We start from the raw sequence: 22,892 nt of genomic DNA, 5'->3' as shown, positions 1-22,892 counted from the left end.
CCTCGTACACTGATCGCCTACAGGCCAAGACTGCGGCAATGAACGAACTAGACGACGAGCAATTGCGCGAAATGCTTCAGCGCCTGCGCCGCTTCGCCCTGTGGCTGACGCGCGAGGCCAGCAGCGCCGATGACCTGGTCCAGGCCACCGTCGAGCGCGCCTTGAGCCGCCGCGGGCAACAGCGGCAAGAGGGCAGCTTGCGCGCCTGGTTGTTCTCGATCCTGTACCGGCAGTTTATCGACGGCAAACGCCGCGAACGCCGCCAGGCGCGCTGGCTGGCCTGGTTCGGCCGTGGCGAGGAGGCGGGCAGCAACACCGAAGACATCGTTGTTGCCCAGTCGGGCCTGGCGGCGTTTGCGCAGTTGCCCACCGAGCAGCGCGCCTTATTGTTGTTGGTCAGCGTCGAAGGCCTGAGTTACAAGGAGGCCGCGCTGGCCCTGGATGTGCCGATTGGCACGGTGATGTCACGCTTGTCGCGCGCCCGTGCGGCCATGCGCGAACTGGCCGAGGGCAACACCCCGCCCGCGGCGCTGCGGAGGTTGAAATGAGCTTGATCCCGTCTGATCACGAATTACACGCCTATGTTGACGAGCGCCTGGACAGCGAGCGGCGCCGGGCGGTGGAGCTGTACCTGGCGGCCAACCCCGAACAGGCGGCGCGGGTCGAAGCCTGGCGCAACGATGCCCGCCAGTTGCGCGCGGCGCTGTCCGGCTTTGCCGGGCAGGCGCCCAACCCGCGCCTGGACCCGGCCAACGTACGCCGTGAGCTGCGCCGTCGGCGCCAGCGGCGCTGGGCCAGTGCTGCGGTGCTGCTGGTTACCCTGGGCATCGGCGGCCTGGGCGGCTGGCAAGGGCGCGAGGCGATTCTGCTGGCCAGTAACCCGCCGATGGCTGATGCCGTGCAGGCCCATCGGTTGTTCGCCGACGCCAAGGCCCTCGACCTCAGCGCCCAGGACCCGGCGCGCCTGCAGGCCTGGCTGGGCCAGCACTTTGCCCATGTCGGCAACCTGCCGGACCTCTCGGCCTACGGCTTCACCCCGGTGGGCGCGCGGCTGCTGAGCAACGAGCAGGGGCCGGCGGCGCTGCTGCTGTTCGAGGACGCCCAGGGTCAGCGGGTCAGCCTGTTCTTGCGCTCGCCGGGTGAGCATTACGCGCGCATGCCCAGTGGCGAGCGCACCGACGGCCAGTTGCAGGCCCGCTACTGGTCGCGAGGTGACTACAACTACGCCCTGGTCAGCGCCGCGTCTGACAGCCGCGGTGAGCAATTGCGTCAGGCCCTCGGTATCACTTTGTAGCTGGAATACCATTAGCGGCGTAAGCTCGAAACCGTTGTTCCTGTTGTCATTTCACTTCATTCGAGGTATCCGCCAATGAAGCGCATGCAAGGTTTGGTAATGGCCGCAGTGGTTCTGCTGGCCGGCCAAAGCGCGCAGGCTTCGGCACCAGAGGTAAAGGATGCGCGTCTGGTTGCCCATGAGCAGGCAGTGCAGGCCTATGCAGCAAGAACCGGCAAGAGCGTCCCCACTATCCAGGACTTTACCTACGGCAAATCTGTGGATGTCGCCCGTCTGATCGAACAGACGCCCATGGCCCGCGGCTGCGAAGCGGCGCCGATGCTGATGACCTTCGAGGATTCCAGTGGCCAGCTGGTTACCCTGCGTTATCGGCTCGAAGGTCAGTGCCCGCGTTTTCAGTCAACGCGATAAAGCGCCCCGGCAGCGGCGAGGGATCGTCGCTGCGCCACATCAGGTACAGCCCCAGGCGCGGGCTGGCCTCGCGCAAGCGGCAAAAGCGTAGCCCTGGCTGGGCATTGGCCTGGGCGGCTGCGGCCGGCACCAGGGCGATGCCGAAGCCGCAACCGACCAGGTTGATCAGCGTTTGCAGTTGCGCCGCCTGCTGGCTGATGCGCGGGTAAAAACCCGCGCTTTGGCACAGGTCGAGCAGTTGCTGGTGATAGCCTGCGCCCAGGGCTTGTGGGGTGAAGACAAAATCTTCATCGGCAAAATCCGCCAGGCTGACAGCCGCTTCGCCAGCGCGCGGATGTTCACTCGGCAGTGCCAGCAAGATTTCTTCTTCCAGCAACAAACGGCTGCTCAGGCGTTCGCTCATCAGTGGCAACTGGCGGACCACGGCAATATCCAGTTGATCATCGAGCAACTGTTCGACCAACTGCGCCGACGACCCCTGTTGCAGCTCCAGCTGTACCTTGGGCCAGTCGCTGCGAAACTGCTTGAGCGCCTTGAGCAGCAGCGGATAGCCCGCCAGCGCCAGGCTGCCGATACGCAGTTGGCCGGCGATGCCTTCGGCGACCTGGCGTGCCTGGACGATGCCGTGCTCCAGGGTTGCCAGGGTCGCCCGCGCGGTCTGCACAAAGCTCGCGCCGGCGGCCGTCAGCGCCACACCTCGGGAGTGCCGGGTAAACAGGGCAAAGCCCAGGCGCCGCTCCAGCCGGGCGATGGCCTGGCTCAGCGGCGGCTGGGCCATGTGCAGGCGCTCGGCGGCGCGGTGAAAGTGCAACTCCTCGGCCACGGCGATGAACTGGCGCAGCAGGCGGGTTTCGATCACGGGTGGCGTCCTTGGATCACAAAAGCAGTCTGATTATGACCGAAAAATCGCCGTCTCAGATTGATGGCACTTTGTATGCGCTCTAGTATCTGCCGATTTGCCCGAGCCAGAGGACAATCCATGAACGCAACAGGGAGGTCGCGCAGCGATTTCACGCCATTGACGGCGGCAGAAAGTCATTTGCAGGCGCACTGCAAACACGGAACGCTAGCTCGATTCGGTTCATCGCGGCCGACCCAGGCAACGTTCGAAAACAGCATTCGGGCCGATTTTTTGCGGTTTTTGCTGCTCGGCGGTGATCGTTCTGCCCCGGTTCATGAGTGTGGTGTGCAACTGGCCGGGGCTTACATCGTCGGAACGCTGGACTTGCGCAGCTCGGCAGTACCTCGTTCGATGACCCTGAGCGACTGTATGTTCAGTGATTCACCTAACTTTACCGATTCAAAGGTTTGCGGCTCACTGGTCATGTCTGGCTGCTCAAGCCCGGGCCTCGAGGCTGAACGGCTGGATGTTCGGGGAGCGGTGAATCTAAGTGAGTATCGTTGTTTCGGTCCAATGAACTTACGCGATGCCCAAGTGGGTGGAAGCCTGTACTTGGTCAGGGCCAGGTTGAATGGGCGCAAACAGGCTGCGTTGTTCGCTTCACGCATCGAAATTGCAGGTTCGCTGGTGATGACGGATCTGATTGGCTTGGGCATGGTGTCGTTCCAGGAAGCCCGTATATCAGGTGAAGTGAATGGCCGAGGGGCGCGTCTCAATGGAAAAGGGGCTATCGCGCTACTGTTCGCCCATGCGCAGGTTGATTCGTCAGTCCGCCTTTCAGATGAGTTTAAGGCAAAGGGGGTAGTTGTCTGCCTGGGTATGAAAGTCGAAGGGGTACTCGATTGCAGTAATTCGATGTTTGACGGCAAGGGCGAGAAGTCACTGTTCTTCAACGAAGCCTGGGTGAAAGGCAATGTTTGTTTGAACAGCGCTTTCACGGCAAAGGGATCGGTTTGTTGTCAGAACGCCCGGATCGACGGCCAGTTGAATCTTGAAGACGCCAGCCTCAACGGCATGGGCGAATCGGCTCTGGATGCTGAAGGTTTGAAACTCAGGCAGGACCTGGGCATGAAAGGCGATTTTGCTGCCATAGGTGAGATTCGTCTATTAGGGGCCCGTATTGATGGGCAACTAGTTTGTGAGGGACGTATAGAAGGGCAACAAAATGTAGCCTTGTTTGCCGATGGTGTTGGTGTTGCGGGAGGCGTGTTTTTCAGCAAGGGTTTCCACGCGCTGGGCGAGGTACGTCTGGTTCGGGCCCGGATCGATGGGCAGCTGAATTTTAACGGCGGTGTGATCGATGGGCAGGGTAGCGATGCGCTGTCGGCTGACGGCATGGTTCTTCAAGGAGATCTTTTTCTTCACCGGGGGTTCAAGGCAACGGGGGCGTTTCGTCTCATGGGGGCTCAGATCGACGGTGGCCTGATGTGTGGGAAAGCTGAATTGGAGGGCGACGAAGATATCTCTCTGGCCGCGGCAAGGGTGGAGGTGAAGGGGCAGGTCAGGCTAGGTGATGGTTTCCATGCGCACAAAGCGGTGAGTTTCGACGGTGCCAGGCTAGCCGGCAGCTTCGATTGCAGCAGAGCCCGGTTTGCCGACGAGAAAAAGGTGTCACTGGATCTGGAAGGAATGCATCTGGAGGGGCCGTTGATTCTCAGGGCGCTGGATCATCCATTGAGTAACGCCACGTTCGCCGGTGCAAGAGTTGGTGAGCTGGACGACGACGAAGACACCTGGGGCGACAACATCGTGCTCAACGGCCTGGACTACCAGTCCCTGGCGGCGAGTGCACCAGTCAACGCTGCGTTCAGGGTCGCGTGGCTGGGCAAGCAGGTCCCCGCACTGTCGCTGGTAGGCCATCCTGCGAGTCCTGGCGATGACTTTCGCCCCCAACCCTGGCGCCATCTGCAACACGTGTTCGAGAACATGGGGCATACCGCCGAGGCCCGTGAAGTGGGGGTCGCATTTGAACGGAAACTGCGCGACATCGGCCATATTGGTCAGCCGCCACAGAACTGGTGGAAATGGACACATCCGATATACACAAGCACGGCCAGAGGCTTGCACTGGCTCTACGGTCGACTCACCGGTTTCGGCTACCGCCCGATGCAACTACTGGTCTGGTTTCTGGCGATCTGGTTAATCTGCGCTGGCTTCTATTGGTACGCTGCTTCGCAACAACGTGTGTTCGGCCCGAGCAACCCGCTGGTGTTCCAGCATGACGCCTACTTCGATTGTCGACCAGACCGGGGCGACGCCTGGCGGCAGGCCAATCCGGGGCTGGAGACGCCGCCCACCTATTATGGCAATGGCAACTGGTACCTGTGCCAAACCCTGCGTGAGGAATACACCGGCTTCAGCCCGCTGGCCTATTCCCTGGATGTACTGATGCCCCTGGTCGACCTGCAGCAGGACTCGGACTGGGCGCCGCTGGTGCCGACACCCAAGCAAGGGTATTGGGACGAGTTCATATCATTTGGCTGGAAGCATTTCGTGCGCCTGCTGATCTGGTTCGAAATTCTGGTTGGCTGGGGTATCAGCTTGCTGATGGTTGCCATTGTCTCCGGCCTGGCGCGCCGCAGCGAGTAGTGCCCGGGAGCCGCCGATATCCCACGGATATCGGCGACCCTGTTCGATAGTATTCAACTTTGCAGCGCTGACTGGCTAGGCTGAACGGCCATCAGGAGACTGCTTGTGACCCCATTCAGAACCGTACTCATCACCGGCGGCGCCCGTGGCCTGGGCCTGGCCTATGCCCGCGCCCTGGCACAAACCGGTGCGCAGGTGGTAATCAGCGACCTTGGCACCGACCGCGAAGGTTGTGGCCACGATGCTTCGATTGCCGAGGGCGCCGCCGAACTGTTGCGCAACGAAGGCCACCAGGTGATTGGTCACAGCGCCGACCTTAGCGATGAGCAAGCGTGCCGACAGTTGATCAGCAAGGTGCTCGACACTTTCGGCGGCCTCGATGCGCTGATCCATAACGCCGGCTGGGTCGGTTACCAGAACATCGAAGACTGCAGCAGCGAGTTCATCGAGCGCGCCCTGGCCATCAACGTCCACGCGCCGCTGTGGTTGAGCAAGCACGCCTGGCCGGCGCTCAAGGCGTCTGGCAGCGGGCGTATCGTGCTCACGACCTCGGACCGGGCCATGTACCTGCGCCATGCGCAAACCGGCCTGGGTGCCTACGCCGCCGGCAAGATGGCGCAACTGGGGATCATGAACGCCCTGGCCGCCGAGGGCGCCGAGCACGGGATTGCCGTCAACGCGATTTCGCCGGTGGCGCGCACGCGCATGTGGGGTCAGCAGGGCGAGCCCGAAGACCTCAAGCCCGAGTGGGTTGTGCCCGGGGTGTTGTACCTGGCCTCGGCAGACTGCCAGGACAGCGGCTACATCCTGCGTGCCAGCAACGGCCAGTTCTGTGCCACGCGCTTCGAGGAAAACCCGCAGGTGGACTATCCACGCGAGCTGCGCGGGGTGTCGGCCGGCACCGTGCGCGAGGTGCGGCAACGCTGGCAGATGATAAAAGCCATGTAATAGCGCTTGGTTTGCATCAGGGTATTAATTAGAATCAATCTCATTTGAGTCTAATCCATCCAGGTGCGTTGACATGAGCGAAGCGGCGGGCCCCACCGAGCAGACCCTGCAGGGCCTCTACCGAGAGCATCGCAGTTGGCTGGAGCGCTGGCTGTACCAGCGCCTGGGCAACCGCTGGGATGCCGCCGACCTCAGCCAGGATACTTTCCTGCGCGTGCTGGCAAGCCCCCAGGTGCTGAGCGAGTTACGCGAGCCACGGGCCTATCTGCTGACCGTCGGCAAGCGTTTGCTGGTCAACTTCCACAAGCGCCGCAGCCTGGAGCGTGCCTACCTCGAGGCTCTGGCCAGCCTGCCCGAGGCGCTGATGCCTTCGCCAGAGCAGCGTTGGTTGCTGCTGGAAACCCTGCAGGCCCTAGACGAACTGCTCGACGGTTTGCCGGCGGCGGTGCGTCGGGCGTTTCTCTGGTCGCAGCTTGAAGGCCTGAATTACGCACAGATCGCCGAGCGCCTGGCGGTCAGTGAACGTACGGTCAAACGCTACATGGCCCAGGCTTATGAGCATTGCCTGCTGGTTGAACTATGAGCCGCACCTTCAGCCGCGAAGCCCGGCAACTGGCGCGCACGGCCGCGCACTGGCTGGCCTTACTCGATTCCGGGCAGGCCAGCGCCGAGGATTTGCAGCGTCTGCAGCACTGGCGCGCGGCCAATGCCCAGCACGAGCAGATCTGGCAGCGCGCCGAGGGCTTGCGCCAGCGTTTCCAGAACGTGCCGCCAACCCTGGCCATGGCCAGCCTCGACCGTCCCGAAGCCAACCGTCGAACCCTGCTCAAGCGTGGCCTGGCTTTGGCGCTGGTGTTGCCCGCCGGCTGGCTGCTCAGCCAGCAGGTGCCGCTGCAGGCCCTGCGCGCCGACCTGCGCACCGCTGTGGGCGAGCGCCGTGGCGTGCGTCTGGCCGATGGCAGCTTGTTGCAGTTGAACACGGCAACCGCCGTCAACCTTGACCTTGCTCACCAGCGCCTGACCCTGGTCGAAGGCGAAATCGCCCTGAGCGTCAGCCGCGCCCAGGCGCTGCACGTTGACCTTGGCATGGCCCGGGTGAGCGTCGGCCAGGCCCAGGTGTGCCTGCGGCGCGACGCCGAGCAGTGTCGCATCGCCGTGCTCCAGGGCGCAGTGCAGGTGCAGCCGCGCCAGGGCCCGGCGCTGGCCTTGCAGGTCGGCGATCAGCTGACTATCACCGCCGACGGCAGTGGCGCCATGGACCGTTTCGACCCCCACCAGCCGGACTGGCGCGATGGCGTTCTGAGTGTCAACAACCAGCCGCTGGCGCAGTTTTTGCGTGAGCTGTCGCGTTACCGACCGGGCTGGCTGCACTGGCAGCCGGCGCTGGAAACGCTGCGCGTCACCGGCACGTTCCGCCTGGATGATACCGATCGGGTGCTGGCCCTGCTGGCGGCCAGCCTGCCGGTAGCGGTACAGGCGCGCAGCCGCTACTGGGTGACCCTGGTGGCCCGCGAGAAAACCGTGTGAGCGGTGCCGTGCTGTTGGTCGCCTGACATTTTTACCAGTAGCGCGCTGCCTTGCGGTTGGTGATGATGCCGGTTCAAAGGCTGGAGCCATACCGACATGGACGAGAACAACAAAGAGCGCCTTCGCCTGTATCAACCTGGAGACACTGTGGTGCTGTATGGCTGTTTTGCCGCCGAGTACGGGGTGATGGAAACCCAGTCAGGCGTGGTGCGCAGCATCGACTGGTGCACCCACCAGTTGCAGCTGTACTTCGCCTGCGATGATGAATGCCGCTGCATTCCATTCGCCAGCATCACTGCGGTGCTGGCGCCGGGTCGTTGCAGCGTCGCTGCAGGTGATCAAGGCTGAGCTTGCCTCAGGGCAGCTCGATCTGCGCGCAAAGGCCGCCGCCGTCGCGGTTGCTCAAGGTCAGGCGGCCGCCGATGGCCTGGGTCAGCTGCGCGGCGATGGCCAGGCCCAGGCCGGTACCGCCGGTGCTGCGGTTGCGCGAGTTCTCTACCCGGTAGAACGGTTGCAGCACCGCGTCGAGCTCTTCGGCGGGTATCCCCGGGCCCTGGTCGAGCACGCGAATCAGCGTGCCGTTGTTGGCGCCGCTGCGCACCTCGAGCTGCGCCGCGCCGGCAAACTTCAGGGCGTTGTCGATCAGGTTCACCAGCACCCGGCGCAAGGCTTGCGGGCGGGTTTCGAGCAGCGCGCCGGTCTTGCCGTGCAGCTCGACCTGCTGGCCGCTGTCCTGGTAGTCGAACACCAGGCTGTCGAGCAAGGCATCGAGGTTGACCCGGCACGGTGCCTCGCTGTTGCCATCGATGCTGCGGGCGTAGGCGACGCCTTCACGCACCAGGTGTTCCATGGCCTCCAGGTCGCTCCAGAGCTTGTCGCGATCACTGCTGCCGTCCATGGCCTCGACCCGCAGCTTCATCCGCGTGATCGGCGTTTGCAGGTCATGGGAGATCGCCGCCAGCAGTTGCATGCGCTCTTTCAGGTAGGCGCCGATACGTGCCTGCAAGGTATTGAAGGCCACTGCGGCATACACCACTTCCCGCGGGCCGCTTTCGTCCAGTTGCGGCCCCGGGGCATTGGGGTCGAGCTGGTCGACCGCTTCGGCCAGGCGGGTCAGCGGGCGGATCGCGGTTTTGACCGCCAGCCAGGTGCACAGCAACAGCAGCGCCAGCTGGATCAGCAGCACCACCGGCAGCCAGCTCGACATCGGCACCGGCGCCGGGGTGACGTCGACGCTCAACGGTGCGCCGTCGGCCAGGCGCAGGTGCACCTGGAAGTGCGGCGTGGGCCCGGGGATGCTCTGGTAGTCCAGGGCGTACTGGCCGCCCAGGGCCTTGCCGATGGACAGTGCGGCCATGGGCGCGTCATCCATGCTCAGCCGCTGGCCGGGTTCGCCGGCATCCAGGCGGTAGCGATAGGTGCGCCGCTCCAGGCGCGGCAGCCAGGCGGCGCGTTCGGCGGCCGGCAGGCGGTCGAGAATGGCCACCGAGGTAGCGACGTCCTGCTCGAGGTTACTGAGCATCATCGAGCGCGAGCTCTGGTAGCGCTCGTAGAACTGGAAGCTGAACGACAAACCGTAGGCCAACACCAGGCCGGTGAAGAAGATCAGCGCCAGGCGCGAGGCGAGGGTGCGCGGCCAACGCAGCAGGCTGCCCATGTTCAGGCCTCGACCCGCTGCACGGGCAAGGCGAACACGTAGCCCTCGCTGCGTACCGTCTTGATATAGGCCGGCTCGCGGGCGTCATCCTGCAGGCGCTGGCGCAGGCGGCTGACCAAGAGGTCGATGGAGCGGTCGAAGATATCCGCCTCGCGGCCCTGGGTCAGGTTGAGCAGTTGCTCGCGGCTGAGCACCCGTTGCGGATGGTCGAGGAACACCCGCAGCAGCCGGTACTCGGCGCCGCTCAGGGCCACCAGGGTGCCGTTGGCGTCGAGCAGGTGGCGCGCGGTGGTGTCCAGGCGCCAGTGGCCGAAACCGAGCAGGCGGCTGCTTTCGCTGATGCTCAGGTTTGGCGGCAGCATGCGCGTGCGGCGCAGCACGGCGTTGATCCGCGCCAGCAGCTCGCGGGCCGAGAACGGCTTGCTCAGGTAGTCGTCGGCGCCCATTTCCAGGCCGATGATGCGGTCGGTTTCATCGTTGCGGGCGGTCAGCATCAGTACCGGCGTGGCCTTGTGCTTGCCGGCGCGCAGCTCGCGGCACAGCAGCAGGCCATCGTCACCGGGCATCATGATGTCGAGCACGATCAGGTCGACCACATTGGACTCGAGAAAGGCGCGCATCTGCCGGCCATCGGCGACGATGGTGGTGCGCAGCCCGTTCTTTTTCAGGTAGTTGCCTACCAGCTCCCTGATCTCTCGATCGTCGTCGACGACCAGGATGTGATCGACATGCTCCATCGTCCGGCTCCCGCTGTGGTGGTGGCGGCAAGTGTACAGAGCCCGGCAGGGCTTGCCTGCCGGGCTTTGTATTGCAGTGTATCTGCTGCGGCCATAGATACCTGGCGAGGCAAAGCGGGCCGATCCGGACACATTGGCGATACCTGGCGGGCCTGAAATAGCCAGCAACGGGTGGCAGCCGCCACCTCTGTGCAAACTGACTCGGGAGTACCGCCATGAACCTCAAGACCCTTGCCACTGCCAGCCTGTTGACCCTGTTCAGCCTCGGCACCGTTGCCGCCCAGGCTAGCGACCCGGTGGTGGTACAGCAGTATCGTTACGGCCAGCAACTGGATGTGCACAAGGTCCTGGCCTTGCACGAGGACAGCAGCATGGGCTGCGGCGTGGTCAACGCTCAGATGGACTACCTTGATTCCCAGGGCAAGGAACACCGCCTGCAGTACCAGAAATTTGCCAGTGACTGCCATGAAGGCGGTTAAGCCATCGATCAGGGAGGTTCGTCCATGAACATCAATTTCAACACAAGTCGCCGTCGGGCCCTGGGCATCGCCGCACTGCTGGCCGTGCTGCTGGCGCTGGCGGGCCTGGGCAACCGCCTGTTCGCCGGCACGCCGGCAAGCCTTGAGACACTGGGGCCGATGCCGGAACTGGCCGGCGCCGTGCAGTGGCTCAACTCGCCACCACTGGACCGCGCAGCGCTCAAGGGCAAGGTGGTGCTGGTGGACTTCTGGACCTACGAGTGCATCAATTGCCGGCGCAGCCTGCCGCACGTCAACACCTGGGCCAAGCGTTACGCCGACCAGGGCCTGGTGGTGATCGGCGTGCATACGCCGGAATACCCTGAAGAGCGGGTAGTCGACAATGTGCGTGCGCAAGTGACGAAACTGGGTATCGGCTACCCGGTGGCCATCGACAACGACTATGCGATATGGAACGCCTTCGGCAACCAGTTCTGGCCGGCGCACTACATCGTCGATGGCAGCGGCCAGGTGCGCTATGTGCACTTTGGCGAAGGCGCCTACGACACCCAGGAGCAAGTCATCCAGCAACTGCTCAAGGAGCGTGACGGGCAGGCGGGGTGAAGATGCTCGGGTGGCGCTGGCCTCATCGCGGGTCAAGCCCGCTCCTGCAGAGGACCTTGGCCAGTTGCCGGATTGCGGTTTCGATTTCACTGGCTGTCAGCGATGAATAGCCCAGCAGCCAGCCCTGCTGTTTATGTTCACCGGCATACAAACGGCTGAGCCCGGGTAGCTGCACACCGGCGCGGGCGGCCAGATTCATGGTGTGTTGCTCTGTCCAGCCTGGCTCGAGCACGCAGGGGATCTGCAGGCCTCCCGGCGGGCGCATGGCGGTGACGACGCCCGCCAGGTGCTTGCCAATCGCATCAAGCAGGCAGGCCCGGCGCCCGGCGTAGAGTTTGCGCATGGCGCGGATGTGGGCGTTGTAGTGGCCGTCGTCCATGAAGCGCGCCAGGGTCAGTTGCAGCACCTGCGGGGTGTGCCCGTCGATGATGCTGCGCGCCGCGCTGAAGGGCGCTACCAGCTCCGGCGGCAAGACCATGTAGCCGATGCGCAGGCCGGGGTAGAGGGTCTTGCTGAAGGTGCCGATGTAGAGGGTGCGCTGCTGGCTGTCCAGGCCCTGCACGCAGGCGGTGGGCAGGCCGTCGTAGTGGAACTCGCTGTCGTAGTCGTCCTCGATGATCCACTTGCCGTTCTGCGCCGCCCAGTCGATCAGCTCCAGGCGTCGCGCAAGGCTCAGGGTCGCGCCTGTGGGGTACTGGTGCGACGGCGTGACGTAGACGCAACTGGCGCCGCTTTGGTCGGCGCGCAGCAGGTCGGTGCGGATGCCGTGGGCGTCGACGTCGATCGGCACGATCCGCGCCTGCGCCGCTTCAAAGGCCTTCTTCGCGCCGAAGTAACCGGGGTTTTCCAGCAGGATCGGCTTGCCGGCATCCACCAGCATTTGTGCGCACAGGAACAGTGCCTGGCGGGTGCTGCTGAGCACCAGTACCTGCTCGGGCATCACCTTGGCGCCACGTTCGAGGTTCAGGTAGGTGGCGATGGCCTTGCGCAGGGCTTCGCTGCCCTGCGGGTCGCCGTGCAGCAGGACGTTGCCGCGATGGTCCGTCACGGCCTGGCGCTGCAGGCGTTCCCAGACTGCAAGGGGGAACGAGCGGGTTTCTGGCAGGCCGGTGGCAAAGGCCTTGATCACCTGCTGGTCGCTGACGCCGCCGTTGTCGAACAGTGCCCGTCCGCGCAGGCTCAAGCCCTGGCCGGGCTCGAGATCACTGCGTTTTTGCGCCCCGGCCTTGATGCGCCGTTGCCCGCTGCCACGCAGTTGCGCGCCGAGGTTGTCCGGCACATAACTGCCCGAGCCTGCGCGGCGGACGATATAGCCGTCGCGCTGCAGCTGCACGTAGGCGTTCTCGACGGTGTCGCGGGCGACGCCCAGCGATTTGGCCAGGGCGCGGCTGGCCGGCAGCTTGACGCCAGCGGACAGCGCCCCTTCAAGGATCAGCGCGCGCAGCGCACGCTGGATGCGCTGGTGCAGGTCCAGCGCTGCGAACTCGGCGTCATTGACGCGCATCTTCAGGGTTTCAAGCTCGAACGTGGTTGCCATGTGGTCTGCCGCAAGTGAAGAAACTGGCCTGAACGGGCAGGCCAGTCTATTCGTACACTCGGTCGCTCGTCACTGCCTCTTCGCAAGGAACCCTGCCGCCATGTCTACTTCAGCACTACGCCCCGGCGACCTCATGCCCCCGCTCATTGCCGGTCTCATCTCGGTTATCGTCAATTATGGCGGAACCTTCATCCTGGTTTTCCAAGCGGCCAAGGTCGCTGGTTTGAGCCCGGCCCTCACGGCTTCCTGGGTATGGTCGGTATCCATCGGCGTGGGGGTTACCGGGCTGTTGCTCAGTTGGCTCAGCCGCCAGCCGATCATCACCGCCTGGTCGACACCGGCCGCCGCCTTCCTGGTGGTGGCCCTGGCCAGTACGCCCTACGCCGAAGCGGTGGGCGCCTACCTGATCTCGGCAGCCGCGTTTGTGCTGCTGGGCTTATCGGGCTGTTTCGACAAGCTCATCCGCCTGATCCCGCCGGGCATTGCGGCGGGGCTGCTGGCCGGGATCCTGCTGCAATTCGGCATCGGTGCCTTTGCCGGGCTCAGCGTCGACCCGTTGCTGGCCGCGCTGCTGATCGTGGCCTATCTGCTCTTCAAGCGCTTCAGTGCGCGCTATGCGGTGGTCGGCATCCTGCTGCTGGGGCTGGGCTTTTTGCTGATGCGCGGGCAGGTCGAGCTGTCAGGGCTGCGCTTGCAACTGGCGACGCCGGTCTTCACCGCGCCGGCGTTTTCATTCAATGCCATGCTCAGCGTGGCCCTGCCGCTGTTCCTGATTACCCTGACCGGACAGTACATGCCCGGCATGCTGGTGCTGCGCAATGACGGCTTCAAGGCCAGTGCCAACCCTATTGTCGCCGTTACCGGGCTGGGCTCGTTGTTGATGGCGCCGTTCGGCTCCCACGCCTTCAACATCGCCGCGATCACCGCAGCGATCTGCACCGGCAAGGAAGCCCACGAAGAACCTGCCAAGCGCTGGATCGCCGGGGTGGCGGCGGGCGTGTTCTACATTCTTGTCGGCGTCTTCGGGGTAACCCTGGCCGCACTGTTCATGGCCTTCCCGGCCACTTTCATCAGCACCCTGGCGGGGCTTGCGCTGCTGGGCACCATTGGCAGCAGCCTGGCCAATGCCATGGCCGATGCGAAAACCCGCGAAGCGTCGTTGATCACCTTTCTGGCTGCGGCCGCCAATATCAGTTTGCTCGGTATCGGCGGGGCGTTCTGGGGGCTGGTGATCGGCCTGGGCGCTTATGCCGTGCTCAATGGCCGCTTGCCGCGCCGGGAGCGGGCAGGGGTGATCGGTGCCAGCAATGGCGAGGGGTAAGGCCGCGATCAGCGCTTGGCCGCCTTGGCGCGCTGATTCTCGTCGCTGCGCGCCCGTGCCGGGATGTTCTCCAGCGAAGTGGGCTTGTCGGCGATGTTGATTACCGTCCACTCCCAGAACGCGCTGGTCCAGTAGGTCAGTTCACCGTCTTCGAGCAGCAGGTCGTGGCGGCCACTGCTGTGCGGCGCTTCTTTGGCCTGGCGCATCAATGGCACCAGTTGCATGGCGCGTTCGCCGTCGGTGGTCTCCAGTGACAGCGAAACCTGGCGCAGGCGGTCATCCTTGTCGAAGGCCGCTTCGATGCGGCTGACCTCGACACCGCCGAGTTTGTAGGGTTCGATGCCCGGTACCGGGTCGACAGCCTGGTAGTACTGACGGGGCACGTTGTAGTGCACGCCGTTGATCAGCCAGACCCGGGTGAAATGCCGCTCCATTACCTCCACGACCTGCGCGCGCGGCATGCCCAGCGTGAACTCGCCAAGGCTCAGCGCCGACCAGGCGGTGGTCGGGAACAGGGCACAGCAGAGCAACAATGTCAGCATCCTTGGCACGCGGGGTCCTCCTTGAAATGAGCGCAAAGGGTACTGCAGCCCTCGCATCCGCGCTAGGATCAGCAGTCCTGCACTGACAATGAGGTCACCTGTGAAATACGCCATTGCCCTGCTACTGAGCCTGATGCCGTTGCTGGCTGGCGCCGCCGAAGTCGGCGAACGCCTGGCGCCCTTTACCTTGCTTGACCAGCACGACCAGCCCTACAGCCTCAACGCGCAGACCCGCGTGCTGCTGGTGGCGCGCAACATGGACGGTGCCAAGCTGGTCCAGGCCGCCGTCGGTGAGCAGCCCAAGGGCTACCTGCAAGCACGCGATGCGGTGTTCGTCGCCGACATCCAGCGCATGCCGGCACTGATCAGCAAACTGTTCGCCATCCCGGCCATGCGTGACTACAACTACCGGGTGCTGCTGGACCGCGACGGCAAGGTGGTTGCGCGTTATCCGGGCGCTGAAGGCCAGGTGCTGTGGATCCAGTTGGAGCAGGGGGTTGTGGCGGGGCAGAAGGAATATGCCAGTGCCGAGGCGTTGGCCACAGCGCTCAAGGCGTTGCCGCAGCCATAGTGGATTTGAATGCAGCGCAACGCTGTGGGAGCGGGCTGGACCCGCGATCGAGCGCGAAGCGGTCGCAATCCAGACGCCACCTGATGGGGAGGCTGAACTGACCCCATCGCGGGGCAAGTCGGGTCGCCGCACGGCCGCTCCCACAGGTAGCGTAGGCCTTTAGAGGCGCGAGCTGATCCATTGGCGATGCTGCTCACACTTCACCTTTGCGCCTTGTCGGCGAATGGACCGGCGATGCACGAGTAGCGAAAGCAAAAAAGCGCTCTGCTTCTAGATGTATGTAATTGCAGACGCCACCGATCGTCCCTTGCAGAAGGCCGAGTGGAACCCTTGCGTAGTGGGGCGACGGCCATGGATGGCCGGCGAGCGCCGCAGGGCCAGGGACGGCCCTTCGGCGCGCCCCCACGGGAGCAAGGGTGGAAGGAGGGAACCCGCAGCGCAGCGCAGGGCCGATGAAGGGACAGGGCGTTTTTGGTTACTTTTGCCGCCAAGCAAAAGTGACCCGCCGTAAGGGCGGAAGGCGCCGGCAGCGCCTCATCATCAAATGGATCAGCTCAAACAGCCTGGCTGCCCCAATACTTGCAAGCTGCTTAAGACAGTTGCTCCCACATGGGCAGTGCAGGCAGGCGCAGATCTTACAGCGGCACCTGCAAGGTCGTCTTGACTCGATCCAGCACCACGATGGTACGAAACCACTTCACGTTCGGGTTGTCATGAAACAGTCGCTGGGCGATGTCCTGGAACACGGTCATGCTCGCTACCGTCAGCACCAGCAAAAAGTCGGCGTCGCCGGTGACGTAGTAGCACTGCTGAATTTCAGGTCCCGAGAACGCACGCTTCATGACTTCCAGGTCCGCCGACTGGGTGCGGTCGGCGTGCACCTCGACCATCAGGGTAATCACCTGGCCGACTTTGTCCGGGTTGATCACCGCGGCATTGGCCTGGATTACCCCGGTCTTTTTCAAGCGCTGGATCCGCCGCTGCACCGAGGCGCTAGACAAGTGCACCTGCTCGGCCAGCTCACGCAGGGGCTGGCTGTTATCGCGCTGCAGGGCGGCAAGCAGGGCAAGGTCGAATTCATCCAGGTCCATGCAAAAATTTCTCATCTTGAGGGGTGAAAACGAGGGCACTTATCAGTGGCTGCGGAATAAATTATCACCCTCTGCTGGTCCTCATTAAGGAATTTGCAATGACCGCGCATCACTCCACGTTGGGCGTCGTGCTCAATGTTCTCGCCTCGGTGCTGTTCGCGGTGATGTACGCCTACACCAGCCTGCTCGCGCCCCTGGACGGCGCCGAAATCTATGGCTGGCGGATCCTTCTGACCGTGCCGTGCCTGACCCTGATGGTGATCGCCAGCGGGCACTGGCCGCAGGTGCGGCGGATATTCCTGCGCCTGTTCGAAGAGCGCTGGTTCTGGGCGATTCGCCTGGTTTCGGCGGTGTTGCTCGGCGCGCAGTTGTGGCTGTTCATGTGGGCACCGATCAACGGCTATGGCCTGGACGTGTCGCTGGGCTACTTCCTGATGCCGCTGGTGATGGTGATTGTCGGCCGCCTGGCGTTCAAGGATTCGATCAGCCGCCTGCAACTGCTGGCCTGTGCCTTGGCGGCGCTGGGCATCATTAACCAGATCGCCATCGCCAAGGCGATTTCCTGGCCGGTGCTGGTGGTGTCGCTGGGCTATCCGCTGTACTTCTGGCTGCGCCGGGTGACCGACACCAACAACATGGGCGGGTTGTGGTTCGACATGAGCCTGAGCCTGCCGGTGAGCCTGTATTTCGTGCTCAAGGGCGGGGTAGTGCTCGGCCTTGCCGGCGCAGCCTCAAGCTTGCCCTGGCTGGTGCTCGGCCTCGGCGCGATCAGCGCCGCAGCCCTGGGCCTGCAGGCGCTGTCGGCACCACGGCTGAACCTGACCCTGTTTGGCCTGCTGATTTATGTCGAGCCGGTGCTGCTGGTGGTCGCCGCAGTGCTGCTGGGCGACAGCATCGCCCCGGCGCAATGGCCGACCTATATTGCGATCTGGCTGGCGGTGTTGGTGCTGGTGGTGGAGGGCGGTTTGAGCCTCAACGGTAACCGCCGCGCTTACTCGCCCAACCGCTGCTCGCGCGAAGGCGGGTAGCCGAAGTAGGCGCAGTAGCACTTGCTGAAGTGCGAGACCGAGACAAAACCGCAGGCAATCGCCACGTCCATCAGCGGCAGGTCGGAATACTGCAACAGACGCCGGCTTTTGGTGATGCGCAGTTCCATGTAGTAGCGGCTTGGCGAGGTGCCCAGTTGCGCCTGGAACAGGCGGTCGATCTGCCGGCGCGAACGGCCGCTGTAGGCCGCCAGTTGATCGAGGCTGAGGGTTTCTTCAAGGTTGCTTTCCATCAGCTCGACGATGGTGCGCAGTGGCGCGCTCATGGCTTTCTTCTGGCTGCTGTCGACCCGGCGAAAGCGCGCGCTGGAAAACGCCAGGATCTCCTCGACGCCCTCGGCCAGCGCTTCGCCATGTTGCAGCTTGAGCAGCGCCAGCATCATTTCTAGCGCGCCGTTGGGGCTGGCGGCGGTCAGGCGTTCGCGGTCGAGCACAAAGCTTGCCGGGGTGATGGTGCACTGCGGGCTGCGCTCGGCCAGGCTTGCCCGTTGTTCAGGGTGGATGGTGCAGTTGTAGCCCTCCAGCACCCCGGCGCGGCCGAGAAACCAGGCGCCGTTCCACAGGCCGCCGAGGGCCAGTTGGTGGGCGGCAGCATCGCACAGCAGCTTGTCCAGCTGCGGGTACTTGAGTGGGGTACGCAGGCCGCCGCAAACAATCAGCATGTCGAGGTTGTCCAGCGCTGCGCGGTCCAGGTGCGCGGCATAAATCTCCAGGCCCAGGTCACTGGTGACCCGCTCGCTGCCCAGGGAAAACGGCGTGCTCAAGAACAGGTTGCTCTTGAGCAGGTTGGCCGTCACCAGTACATCCATGGCCACGGTAAAGCTGGCCATGGAGAAGTTCTCCAGCAGCAAAAAGCCCACCTGGTACGCCGGGGTCGAGGCAGCCTCGGGGTGCTTGAGGTTGAGCATGTTACTGGTGCTGGATTTCTTGCTGAACTGGCGTGGGGTGGGCAAGGCGCGGCTCCGCGAACTGGCAGGTTGAGGCGATGATGCCAGATATTGCCCGGCCCGCAATGGCAATCAGAATGAACCCCGGCTGGCTGCGCACACCTAACCTTCAGAACCCCTCTGGAGGCTACCCATGGAAAACGGTCATATCTGGATCACCCTTGCCGTATTGCTCACCCTGGTCGAACTCTGGGCCATCAAACGCATCATCGGCAGCAAGAGCCGGGCGGATCGCAAGATGTTGTGGATCGTGTTTATCGTCTTTGTACCCGTGCTGGGCCTGATTGCCTGGGCCGTGGCCGGGCCGAAAGCCAGCGCGGGGGTGCCGATTTCGCGGGAGGGTTGACCCGGCGGCTGGCGACAGGGATTGTAGGGGCGACGGCGCATCGTCGCGCCTGCATGACCCAAGGAAGCACTTCATGCCGCTGTTTGAAACCCCACGCCTGCTCGTGCGCGAACTCTCGCGTCAAGACCTGCCCGCCCTGACCGCCATTCTCAGCGACCCTGAGGTGATGAAATTCTCGGTGCGCGGTGTCTGCGACGAACAGATGACCGGGGCCTTCATCGACTGGTGCGTGCAGTGCTACGCCAGCTACGGCATGGGCCAATGGGCGCTGGTCGAAAAGGTCAACGGCGAGCTGGTCGGTTTTTGCGGCGTCAGCCCGGAGCAGGTCGAAGGGGTAGAGCAGGCCAGCCTGGGCTATCGTCTGGCTACACGCTATTGGGGTCAGGGACTGGCCAGCGAAGCGGTGCGCGGCGTGCTTGAGCATGCGTTCAACGAGCACCGGCTGGCGGCGGTGATTGCAATTATTGAAGCGGCCAACATTGCCTCCTTGCGCGTGGCGCAAAAAGCCGGCTTCAATGCCTTCGATACTGTGCAGTTTCACGAGCGGCCGGTGCGGGTGTATCGGCTGACGCATCCGCACTGGAAGGCACCATGACCAGCAGCAGACACCTCGACCCGTTGCGCCAGGTCATCCGCCAACAAGCGGTTGCACCCGCACCTGCGCCGTGGCGGTTGACTGGCCAGTTCACCGTCGCCGGCCTGCTGGAAATCGGCTTTGACCGTGACAGCGAGCGGCTGCTGGTGGCTTCGAGTTCAGGCCGCAGTGTGATCGACTGTCGCAGCGGCGAGAAAATCGCCCGCGACCGCACCGACAACCTGGGCAGCGACCATTATCTGGAAACCCGCGGCATCGGCCCGCTCAACGAGCGGGTGATCCGCATGTCGGGCATCCAGGGCGGCGGCCTGCCGATCAGCACCAGCGATGGCTGGGTGGTGGAGAACATCACCCTGGCCTGGCCTGAGCAGCACCTGCTGCTGGTCGAGCCGGGTTCCTGGCTGCATGGCGCGCGCTACAACCGGCCCGCCAGGTTTCATACCCTGGCAATCGAGACCGAAGTGCGTGCCTTCGGGTTTTCCTATACCGGTTTGAGCCTGGTGATCGCCACCGGTGGCGAGTTGCTGGTTTATGGGCGAGGGTAGTGGCCGAGCCAGGTCAGTATCTCGTCCCATAGCGGTTGTGCCTGAGCCTTGAAGTACCCCATGTGGCCAATGGCACCATTGTCCGGTTGCAGGTCACGGCGGGTCATTGGTGCATTGCAGTAAGCCTTGACGAAGGCATCCCGCGAGCGCGGTGGCGCCCAGGGGTCATCCAGCGAGGTGGCGAACACGCAAGGCATGCGTACCTGGGCGTACTGCCCGGCCAGATGGGCCATGCGCGGGTCGTCGAAGTAGTAGTGCGGGTAGGCGCACCAGCGCTTCCAGTCACGGTAGACCCCGCGTGGCAGATCATCGCCCATGCCAAGCAGGCTCCAGGCCATGTAACCCTTGAGGGCTACCAGCGGTGGCAGGACCCAGCGCCACAAAAGGCGCACCTTCAGCGCCTCCGGCCAGGGCATCCAGCCGGCCCAGCCGGCGCCGCTGCCGAGGCTGTAACAGGCGCTGATACAGGCATGATTGGGCAGCAGGCCAATGGCATGGCCGCCGAAGGAATGGCCGACCCAGTACAAGGGTAATGGCTCGGCGCCGAGCAGGTCGACGGCCGCGGCCAAGTCCAGGTAAGCCCAGTCCAGGTAGGACATCTCAAAGCCTTTGAGCGACGCCGGCCGCGACTCGCCGACGCCGCGGTAATCGACAGTCAGCACGTTGAAACCCTGAGCTGCCGCATGCTCGGCAAAGCGCCGGTAGAAGCGTTGCTGCACGCCGGTGGCGCCGGCCAGGATCAGGTTGCCACGGGCTTCGCCCACAGCCGGGTAGCGGTACGCCGACAACGGGTAACCGTCACGGGCATGCAAGGTGAAGGCGTGCGGCGGGGCCGGGGAGATCATCTGGGTCATGGTGGTCAGCGCCCGGTGAACTGCGGGGCGCGCTTTTGCATCATCGCCATCACCCCTTCACGCACATCGGCGCTGCCGATCAGCTCCAGCAACGTTTCCTCGAGCCTGGCCAATGCCGCAGCATCGCCTTCGTCCCGGGCCAGGAAGGCCGATTGCAGGGTAGCCTTGATCGCCAGCGGCGCAGCCCTGGCAATGCGTTCGGCATAGTCGATGGCGCGGGCCAGGGCTTGCCCTGGAGCTACCACCTCATTGACCAGATTCATCGCCCGCGCTTGATCGGCATCGAACTCATCGCCAGTGAGCATGTAGCGCATGGCGTTGGCCCAGCCTGCGGCCTGGGTGAAGCGCACAGTAGAGCCGCCTGATGGCGGGATGCCGCGCAGCACCTCCAGGTGAGCGAAGCGCGCATTGCTGGCAGCGATGGCGATATCGGCGTTGAGCAGCAATTCGATGCCCGCGGTCCAGCAGATGCCCTCGACCGCGACCACTACCGGCTTGCTCCGGCGAGGCAGGCGGGTGCCCCAGGGGTCGATGCTGCCCTCTGGGTAGTGCAAGCCACCGCTGGCCAGCTTCGGTGCCAACTCCATAAGGTCGAGCCCGGCGGTGAAATGCTCGCCATGGGCAAACAGCACCATGCAGCGCAGTTCGTCATTGCCCTCGTATTCACCGAGGGCCAGCGCCAGGTCCATCAGCAGCGCGCTGTCCATGGCGTTGCGCTTGGCGGCGCGGTCCAGGCCCACCAGCCATAGGTGGCCACGCTGTTCGCGGCTGACTCGATCGGGGCCGCTATTGGCTTCGCTCATCGACTTGCACTCCGGCAAAGAGGTTAGAAGGGTTACTTACCGATCGTTCGGTTTGATGAAGCTAACCAAACGTTCGGTAACTATCAAGTGGAGCTGGCCAGGCTTATGGCATAGAATCAGCGCCATTGATCGACTGCAGGACTGGCCGTGCGACCGCTGAAAATTCCCCGAGACCAACTGCTGCAGCGCTGCGCCAACACCTTCAAGCGCTACGGCTATCACGGCACCACCATGGACATGCTTTCGGCGGCCTGCGGCCTGACCAAGGCGTCCTTCTATCATCACTACCCGAACAAGGAAGCGCTGCTGCGCGACGTGCTGGCCTGGACCCACGAAGGGCTTGCGAAGCACCTGTTCAGTATTGCCGACGACTTGAGCCTGAGCCCTGTTCAACGTCTGGAGGAAATGGGCCGCAAGGCAGGTCGGGTGTTTGAGGCCGATGCCATCGGCTGCCTGATGGCGGTGGTGGCCATCGATGCCAGTTACGGCAAGAATGAGCTGATGGTGCCGATTCGCGAATTCTTTGCCGCCTGGGCTAAGGCGTTTGCCCGGCTCTATCAGGGCCTGCTGGATGATGAACAGGCGCAGGCCCGAGGGCGGCAATTGGTAGCGGATTACGAAGGGGCGATTCTATTGGCACGGATCCATGACGACATGAGCTACTTCAAGGCGGTGACCCAGCGGGCCCTGGGCGAATTGCAGGGAACTCACAAGGGTTGAAGGCGCCTATGGTCCCTGTGGCAGCCGGCTTGCCGGCGATCGAGCGCGCAGCGGTCGCAATACGGGCATCGCTGGCGTATTTTCAATGACCTGTTCCAAGGCGCCACTGCTGATGACTACCCAACCTTTCCATCCCTGCCAAGCCCTCGCTGACCTGCTGTTGCCGCACCTGCCGGCGGACAACGGCGATGGCTCTCACGACCTGACGCATATCCACCGGGTCTGGAGCAATGCCCGGCGGATTCAGGCCCGGGAGGGCGGCGATCTGTCCATCCTGCTGGCCGCCACGCTGCTGCATGATTGCGTCACGGTCGAAAAGAACTCGCCGCTACGCGCCCAGGCCTCGACCCTGTCCGCTGAAAAAGCTGCCCGGATACTCGCCGATCTTGGCTGGCCCGGCGAGCGCATCAGCGCTGTCGCTCATGCCGTCGCTACGCACAGTTTTTCAGCCGGCCTGCCGCCGCAAACCCTCGAGGCAAAAATCCTTCAGGACAGTGACCGTCTGGACGCCATCGGTATGGTCGGTGTGGCTCGCTGCTTCTACGTCGGTGGGCGCATGGGCTCGGCCCTGTACGATTTCACTAATCCCAGCGCGGCAGGCCGCGACTACCTGGACCACCAGTTCAGCCTCGAGCACTTTCACACCAAATTGCTGAAACTGGCCTCGGGCTTTCAAACCGGGGAGGGCGCACGCCTGGCGGCCGAGCGGCATCGGCGGCTTGAGCTGTTCGTGCAAGGTTTCATGGATGAGATTGGCGGCCCTCAAGACTGATGCGGGCAGCGCTGGAATCGTGCATTCTCGGCTGCCGAGCAACTTCAGCGAGAGCC

Annotated in this window: 27 protein-coding genes; 18 read left to right on the top strand and 9 right to left on the bottom strand. The window is 63.8% G+C overall.

Annotation, left to right across the window (positions count from 1 at the left end):
- Positions 1 to 38: 38 nt before the first annotated feature.
- From ACZ9A3_RS13460 to ACZ9A3_RS13450, 3 genes are all read left to right on the top strand, one after another.
- The gene (locus tag ACZ9A3_RS13460) at positions 39 to 548 is read left to right on the top strand and encodes a sigma-70 family RNA polymerase sigma factor (RefSeq protein WP_093381355.1); all 510 of its coding nucleotides are present in this window, start codon (positions 39 to 41) and stop codon (positions 546 to 548) included.
- The gene (locus tag ACZ9A3_RS13455; RefSeq protein WP_213603944.1) at positions 545 to 1,294 is read left to right on the top strand and encodes an anti-sigma factor family protein; all 750 of its coding nucleotides are present in this window, start codon (positions 545 to 547) and stop codon (positions 1,292 to 1,294) included. Before ACZ9A3_RS13460 ends, ACZ9A3_RS13455 begins: the two co-directional genes overlap by 4 nt.
- A gap of 75 nt (positions 1,295 to 1,369) precedes the next feature.
- Complete coding sequence (locus ACZ9A3_RS13450) at positions 1,370 to 1,705, top strand: DUF2790 domain-containing protein (RefSeq protein WP_082075387.1); 336 nt, start codon at positions 1,370 to 1,372, stop codon at positions 1,703 to 1,705.
- Here ACZ9A3_RS13450 and ACZ9A3_RS13445 read toward each other — a convergent pair.
- Positions 1,650 to 2,564 (bottom strand): LysR substrate-binding domain-containing protein, encoded by a 915-nt coding sequence (locus ACZ9A3_RS13445; RefSeq protein WP_476252768.1) that lies wholly within the window; start codon positions 2,562 to 2,564, stop codon positions 1,650 to 1,652. The genes ACZ9A3_RS13450 and ACZ9A3_RS13445 overlap by 56 nt on opposite strands.
- 120 nt (positions 2,565 to 2,684) lie before the next feature.
- On the opposite strand from ACZ9A3_RS13445, the gene ACZ9A3_RS13440 reads away from it, so the two are divergent.
- The 5 genes from ACZ9A3_RS13440 (at position 2,685) to ACZ9A3_RS13420 (ending at position 8,018) form a co-directional block, all read left to right on the top strand.
- Positions 2,685 to 5,195 carry a hypothetical protein gene (locus tag ACZ9A3_RS13440; RefSeq protein ID WP_476252767.1) on the top strand — a complete coding sequence of 837 codons (2,511 nt, stop codon included), beginning with the start codon at positions 2,685 to 2,687 and terminating at the stop codon, positions 5,193 to 5,195.
- A gap of 105 nt (positions 5,196 to 5,300) precedes the next feature.
- Positions 5,301 to 6,143 carry an SDR family NAD(P)-dependent oxidoreductase gene (locus ACZ9A3_RS13435; RefSeq protein WP_258594000.1) on the top strand — a complete coding sequence of 281 codons (843 nt, stop codon included), beginning with the start codon at positions 5,301 to 5,303 and terminating at the stop codon, positions 6,141 to 6,143.
- 73 nt (positions 6,144 to 6,216) lie between these two features.
- Entirely contained in the window at positions 6,217 to 6,726 is a 510-nt protein-coding gene (locus ACZ9A3_RS13430) for a sigma-70 family RNA polymerase sigma factor (RefSeq protein ID WP_045194228.1), read from the top strand.
- On the top strand, positions 6,723 to 7,670 hold the full coding sequence (locus ACZ9A3_RS13425; RefSeq protein WP_476252766.1) for a FecR domain-containing protein: 948 nt from the start codon (positions 6,723 to 6,725) through the stop codon (positions 7,668 to 7,670). The genes ACZ9A3_RS13430 and ACZ9A3_RS13425 overlap by 4 nt, the downstream gene beginning before the upstream one ends.
- Before the next feature lie 96 nt (positions 7,671 to 7,766).
- Positions 7,767 to 8,018: a hypothetical protein gene (locus ACZ9A3_RS13420; protein ID WP_093381367.1), complete on the top strand. Its 252-nt coding sequence runs from the start codon at positions 7,767 to 7,769 to the stop codon at positions 8,016 to 8,018.
- 7 nt (positions 8,019 to 8,025) lie between these two features.
- Here ACZ9A3_RS13420 and ACZ9A3_RS13415 read toward each other — a convergent pair whose 3' ends face one another.
- Positions 8,026 to 9,315 carry a sensor histidine kinase gene (locus ACZ9A3_RS13415; RefSeq protein WP_476253331.1) on the bottom strand — a complete coding sequence of 430 codons (1,290 nt, stop codon included), beginning with the start codon at positions 9,313 to 9,315 and terminating at the stop codon, positions 8,026 to 8,028.
- Positions 9,316 to 9,329: 14 nt separating this feature from the next.
- The gene (locus ACZ9A3_RS13410) at positions 9,330 to 10,064 is read right to left on the bottom strand and encodes a response regulator (RefSeq protein WP_258593996.1); all 735 of its coding nucleotides are present in this window, start codon (positions 10,062 to 10,064) and stop codon (positions 9,330 to 9,332) included.
- Between the two features lie 215 nt (positions 10,065 to 10,279).
- Here ACZ9A3_RS13410 and ACZ9A3_RS13405 point away from each other — a divergent pair, with 215 nt between their 5' ends.
- Both ACZ9A3_RS13405 and ACZ9A3_RS13400 read left to right on the top strand, forming a co-directional pair.
- The gene (locus tag ACZ9A3_RS13405; RefSeq protein ID WP_213603952.1) at positions 10,280 to 10,543 is read left to right on the top strand and encodes a DUF2790 domain-containing protein; all 264 of its coding nucleotides are present in this window, start codon (positions 10,280 to 10,282) and stop codon (positions 10,541 to 10,543) included.
- Between the two features lie 24 nt (positions 10,544 to 10,567).
- On the top strand, positions 10,568 to 11,146 hold the full coding sequence (locus ACZ9A3_RS13400) for a thioredoxin family protein (RefSeq protein ID WP_249744423.1): 579 nt from the start codon (positions 10,568 to 10,570) through the stop codon (positions 11,144 to 11,146).
- A 22-nt stretch (positions 11,147 to 11,168) separates the two neighbouring features.
- Here ACZ9A3_RS13400 and pdxR read toward each other — a convergent pair whose 3' ends face one another.
- Complete coding sequence (pdxR, locus tag ACZ9A3_RS13395) at positions 11,169 to 12,683, bottom strand: MocR-like pyridoxine biosynthesis transcription factor PdxR (protein WP_476252765.1); 1,515 nt, start codon at positions 12,681 to 12,683, stop codon at positions 11,169 to 11,171.
- Between the two features lie 100 nt (positions 12,684 to 12,783).
- On the opposite strand from pdxR, the gene ACZ9A3_RS13390 reads away from it, so the two are divergent.
- Positions 12,784 to 14,004 carry a benzoate/H(+) symporter BenE family transporter gene (locus ACZ9A3_RS13390; RefSeq protein ID WP_093381377.1) on the top strand — a complete coding sequence of 407 codons (1,221 nt, stop codon included), beginning with the start codon at positions 12,784 to 12,786 and terminating at the stop codon, positions 14,002 to 14,004.
- 8 nt (positions 14,005 to 14,012) lie between these two features.
- On the opposite strand, the gene ACZ9A3_RS13385 is transcribed toward ACZ9A3_RS13390, so the two are convergent.
- Positions 14,013 to 14,546: a hypothetical protein gene (locus ACZ9A3_RS13385; protein ID WP_093381379.1), complete on the bottom strand. Its 534-nt coding sequence runs from the start codon at positions 14,544 to 14,546 to the stop codon at positions 14,013 to 14,015.
- 100 nt (positions 14,547 to 14,646) lie between these two features.
- Here ACZ9A3_RS13385 and ACZ9A3_RS13380 point away from each other — a divergent pair, with 100 nt between their 5' ends.
- Positions 14,647 to 15,117, top strand: a complete 471-nt coding sequence (locus ACZ9A3_RS13380) for an FAD/FMN-containing dehydrogenase (RefSeq protein ID WP_093381381.1) — start codon at positions 14,647 to 14,649, stop codon at positions 15,115 to 15,117.
- Positions 15,118 to 15,752: 635 nt separating this feature from the next.
- Here ACZ9A3_RS13380 and ACZ9A3_RS13375 read toward each other — a convergent pair.
- Entirely contained in the window at positions 15,753 to 16,208 is a 456-nt protein-coding gene (locus ACZ9A3_RS13375) for an Lrp/AsnC family transcriptional regulator (RefSeq protein ID WP_045194217.1), read from the bottom strand.
- A 98-nt stretch (positions 16,209 to 16,306) separates the two neighbouring features.
- Here ACZ9A3_RS13375 and rarD point away from each other — a divergent pair, with 98 nt between their 5' ends.
- Complete coding sequence (rarD, locus tag ACZ9A3_RS13370) at positions 16,307 to 17,236, top strand: EamA family transporter RarD (RefSeq protein WP_476252764.1); 930 nt, start codon at positions 16,307 to 16,309, stop codon at positions 17,234 to 17,236.
- On the opposite strand, the gene ACZ9A3_RS13365 is transcribed toward rarD, so the two are convergent.
- Positions 17,200 to 18,207, bottom strand: a complete 1,008-nt coding sequence (locus ACZ9A3_RS13365) for a GlxA family transcriptional regulator (RefSeq protein WP_476252763.1) — start codon at positions 18,205 to 18,207, stop codon at positions 17,200 to 17,202. The two genes, rarD and ACZ9A3_RS13365, sit on opposite strands and share 37 nt — an antisense overlap.
- Positions 18,208 to 18,334: 127 nt before the next feature.
- Between ACZ9A3_RS13365 and ACZ9A3_RS13360 the strand changes: the two genes are divergently transcribed.
- The 3 genes from ACZ9A3_RS13360 (at position 18,335) to ACZ9A3_RS13350 (ending at position 19,687) form a co-directional block, all read left to right on the top strand.
- The gene (locus ACZ9A3_RS13360) at positions 18,335 to 18,547 is read left to right on the top strand and encodes a PLD nuclease N-terminal domain-containing protein (RefSeq protein ID WP_038995826.1); all 213 of its coding nucleotides are present in this window, start codon (positions 18,335 to 18,337) and stop codon (positions 18,545 to 18,547) included.
- A 73-nt stretch (positions 18,548 to 18,620) separates the two neighbouring features.
- Entirely contained in the window at positions 18,621 to 19,142 is a 522-nt protein-coding gene (locus ACZ9A3_RS13355) for a GNAT family N-acetyltransferase (protein ID WP_476252762.1), read from the top strand.
- Positions 19,139 to 19,687 (top strand): hypothetical protein, encoded by a 549-nt coding sequence (locus tag ACZ9A3_RS13350; protein WP_258593981.1) that lies wholly within the window; start codon positions 19,139 to 19,141, stop codon positions 19,685 to 19,687. Before ACZ9A3_RS13355 ends, ACZ9A3_RS13350 begins: the two co-directional genes overlap by 4 nt.
- On the opposite strand, the gene ACZ9A3_RS13345 is transcribed toward ACZ9A3_RS13350, so the two are convergent.
- Both ACZ9A3_RS13345 and ACZ9A3_RS13340 read right to left on the bottom strand, forming a co-directional pair.
- Positions 19,672 to 20,541 carry an alpha/beta hydrolase family protein gene (locus ACZ9A3_RS13345; RefSeq protein ID WP_195884508.1) on the bottom strand — a complete coding sequence of 290 codons (870 nt, stop codon included), beginning with the start codon at positions 20,539 to 20,541 and terminating at the stop codon, positions 19,672 to 19,674. The two genes, ACZ9A3_RS13350 and ACZ9A3_RS13345, sit on opposite strands and share 16 nt — an antisense overlap.
- A gap of 5 nt (positions 20,542 to 20,546) precedes the next feature.
- Complete coding sequence (locus tag ACZ9A3_RS13340) at positions 20,547 to 21,344, bottom strand: crotonase/enoyl-CoA hydratase family protein (protein WP_045194208.1); 798 nt, start codon at positions 21,342 to 21,344, stop codon at positions 20,547 to 20,549.
- Positions 21,345 to 21,491: 147 nt separating this feature from the next.
- Between ACZ9A3_RS13340 and ACZ9A3_RS13335 the strand changes: the two genes are divergently transcribed.
- Both ACZ9A3_RS13335 and ACZ9A3_RS13330 read left to right on the top strand, forming a co-directional pair.
- The gene (locus ACZ9A3_RS13335; RefSeq protein ID WP_045194206.1) at positions 21,492 to 22,064 is read left to right on the top strand and encodes a TetR/AcrR family transcriptional regulator; all 573 of its coding nucleotides are present in this window, start codon (positions 21,492 to 21,494) and stop codon (positions 22,062 to 22,064) included.
- 112 nt (positions 22,065 to 22,176) lie between these two features.
- On the top strand, positions 22,177 to 22,836 hold the full coding sequence (locus ACZ9A3_RS13330; protein WP_476252761.1) for an HD domain-containing protein: 660 nt from the start codon (positions 22,177 to 22,179) through the stop codon (positions 22,834 to 22,836).
- Positions 22,837 to 22,892 lie beyond the last annotated feature (56 nt).

The organism is Pseudomonas sp. TE4620 (assembly GCF_056279045.1).
The sequence above is the reverse complement of the archived record's forward strand: the minus strand, read 5'-3'. Positions and strand labels throughout refer to the sequence as shown.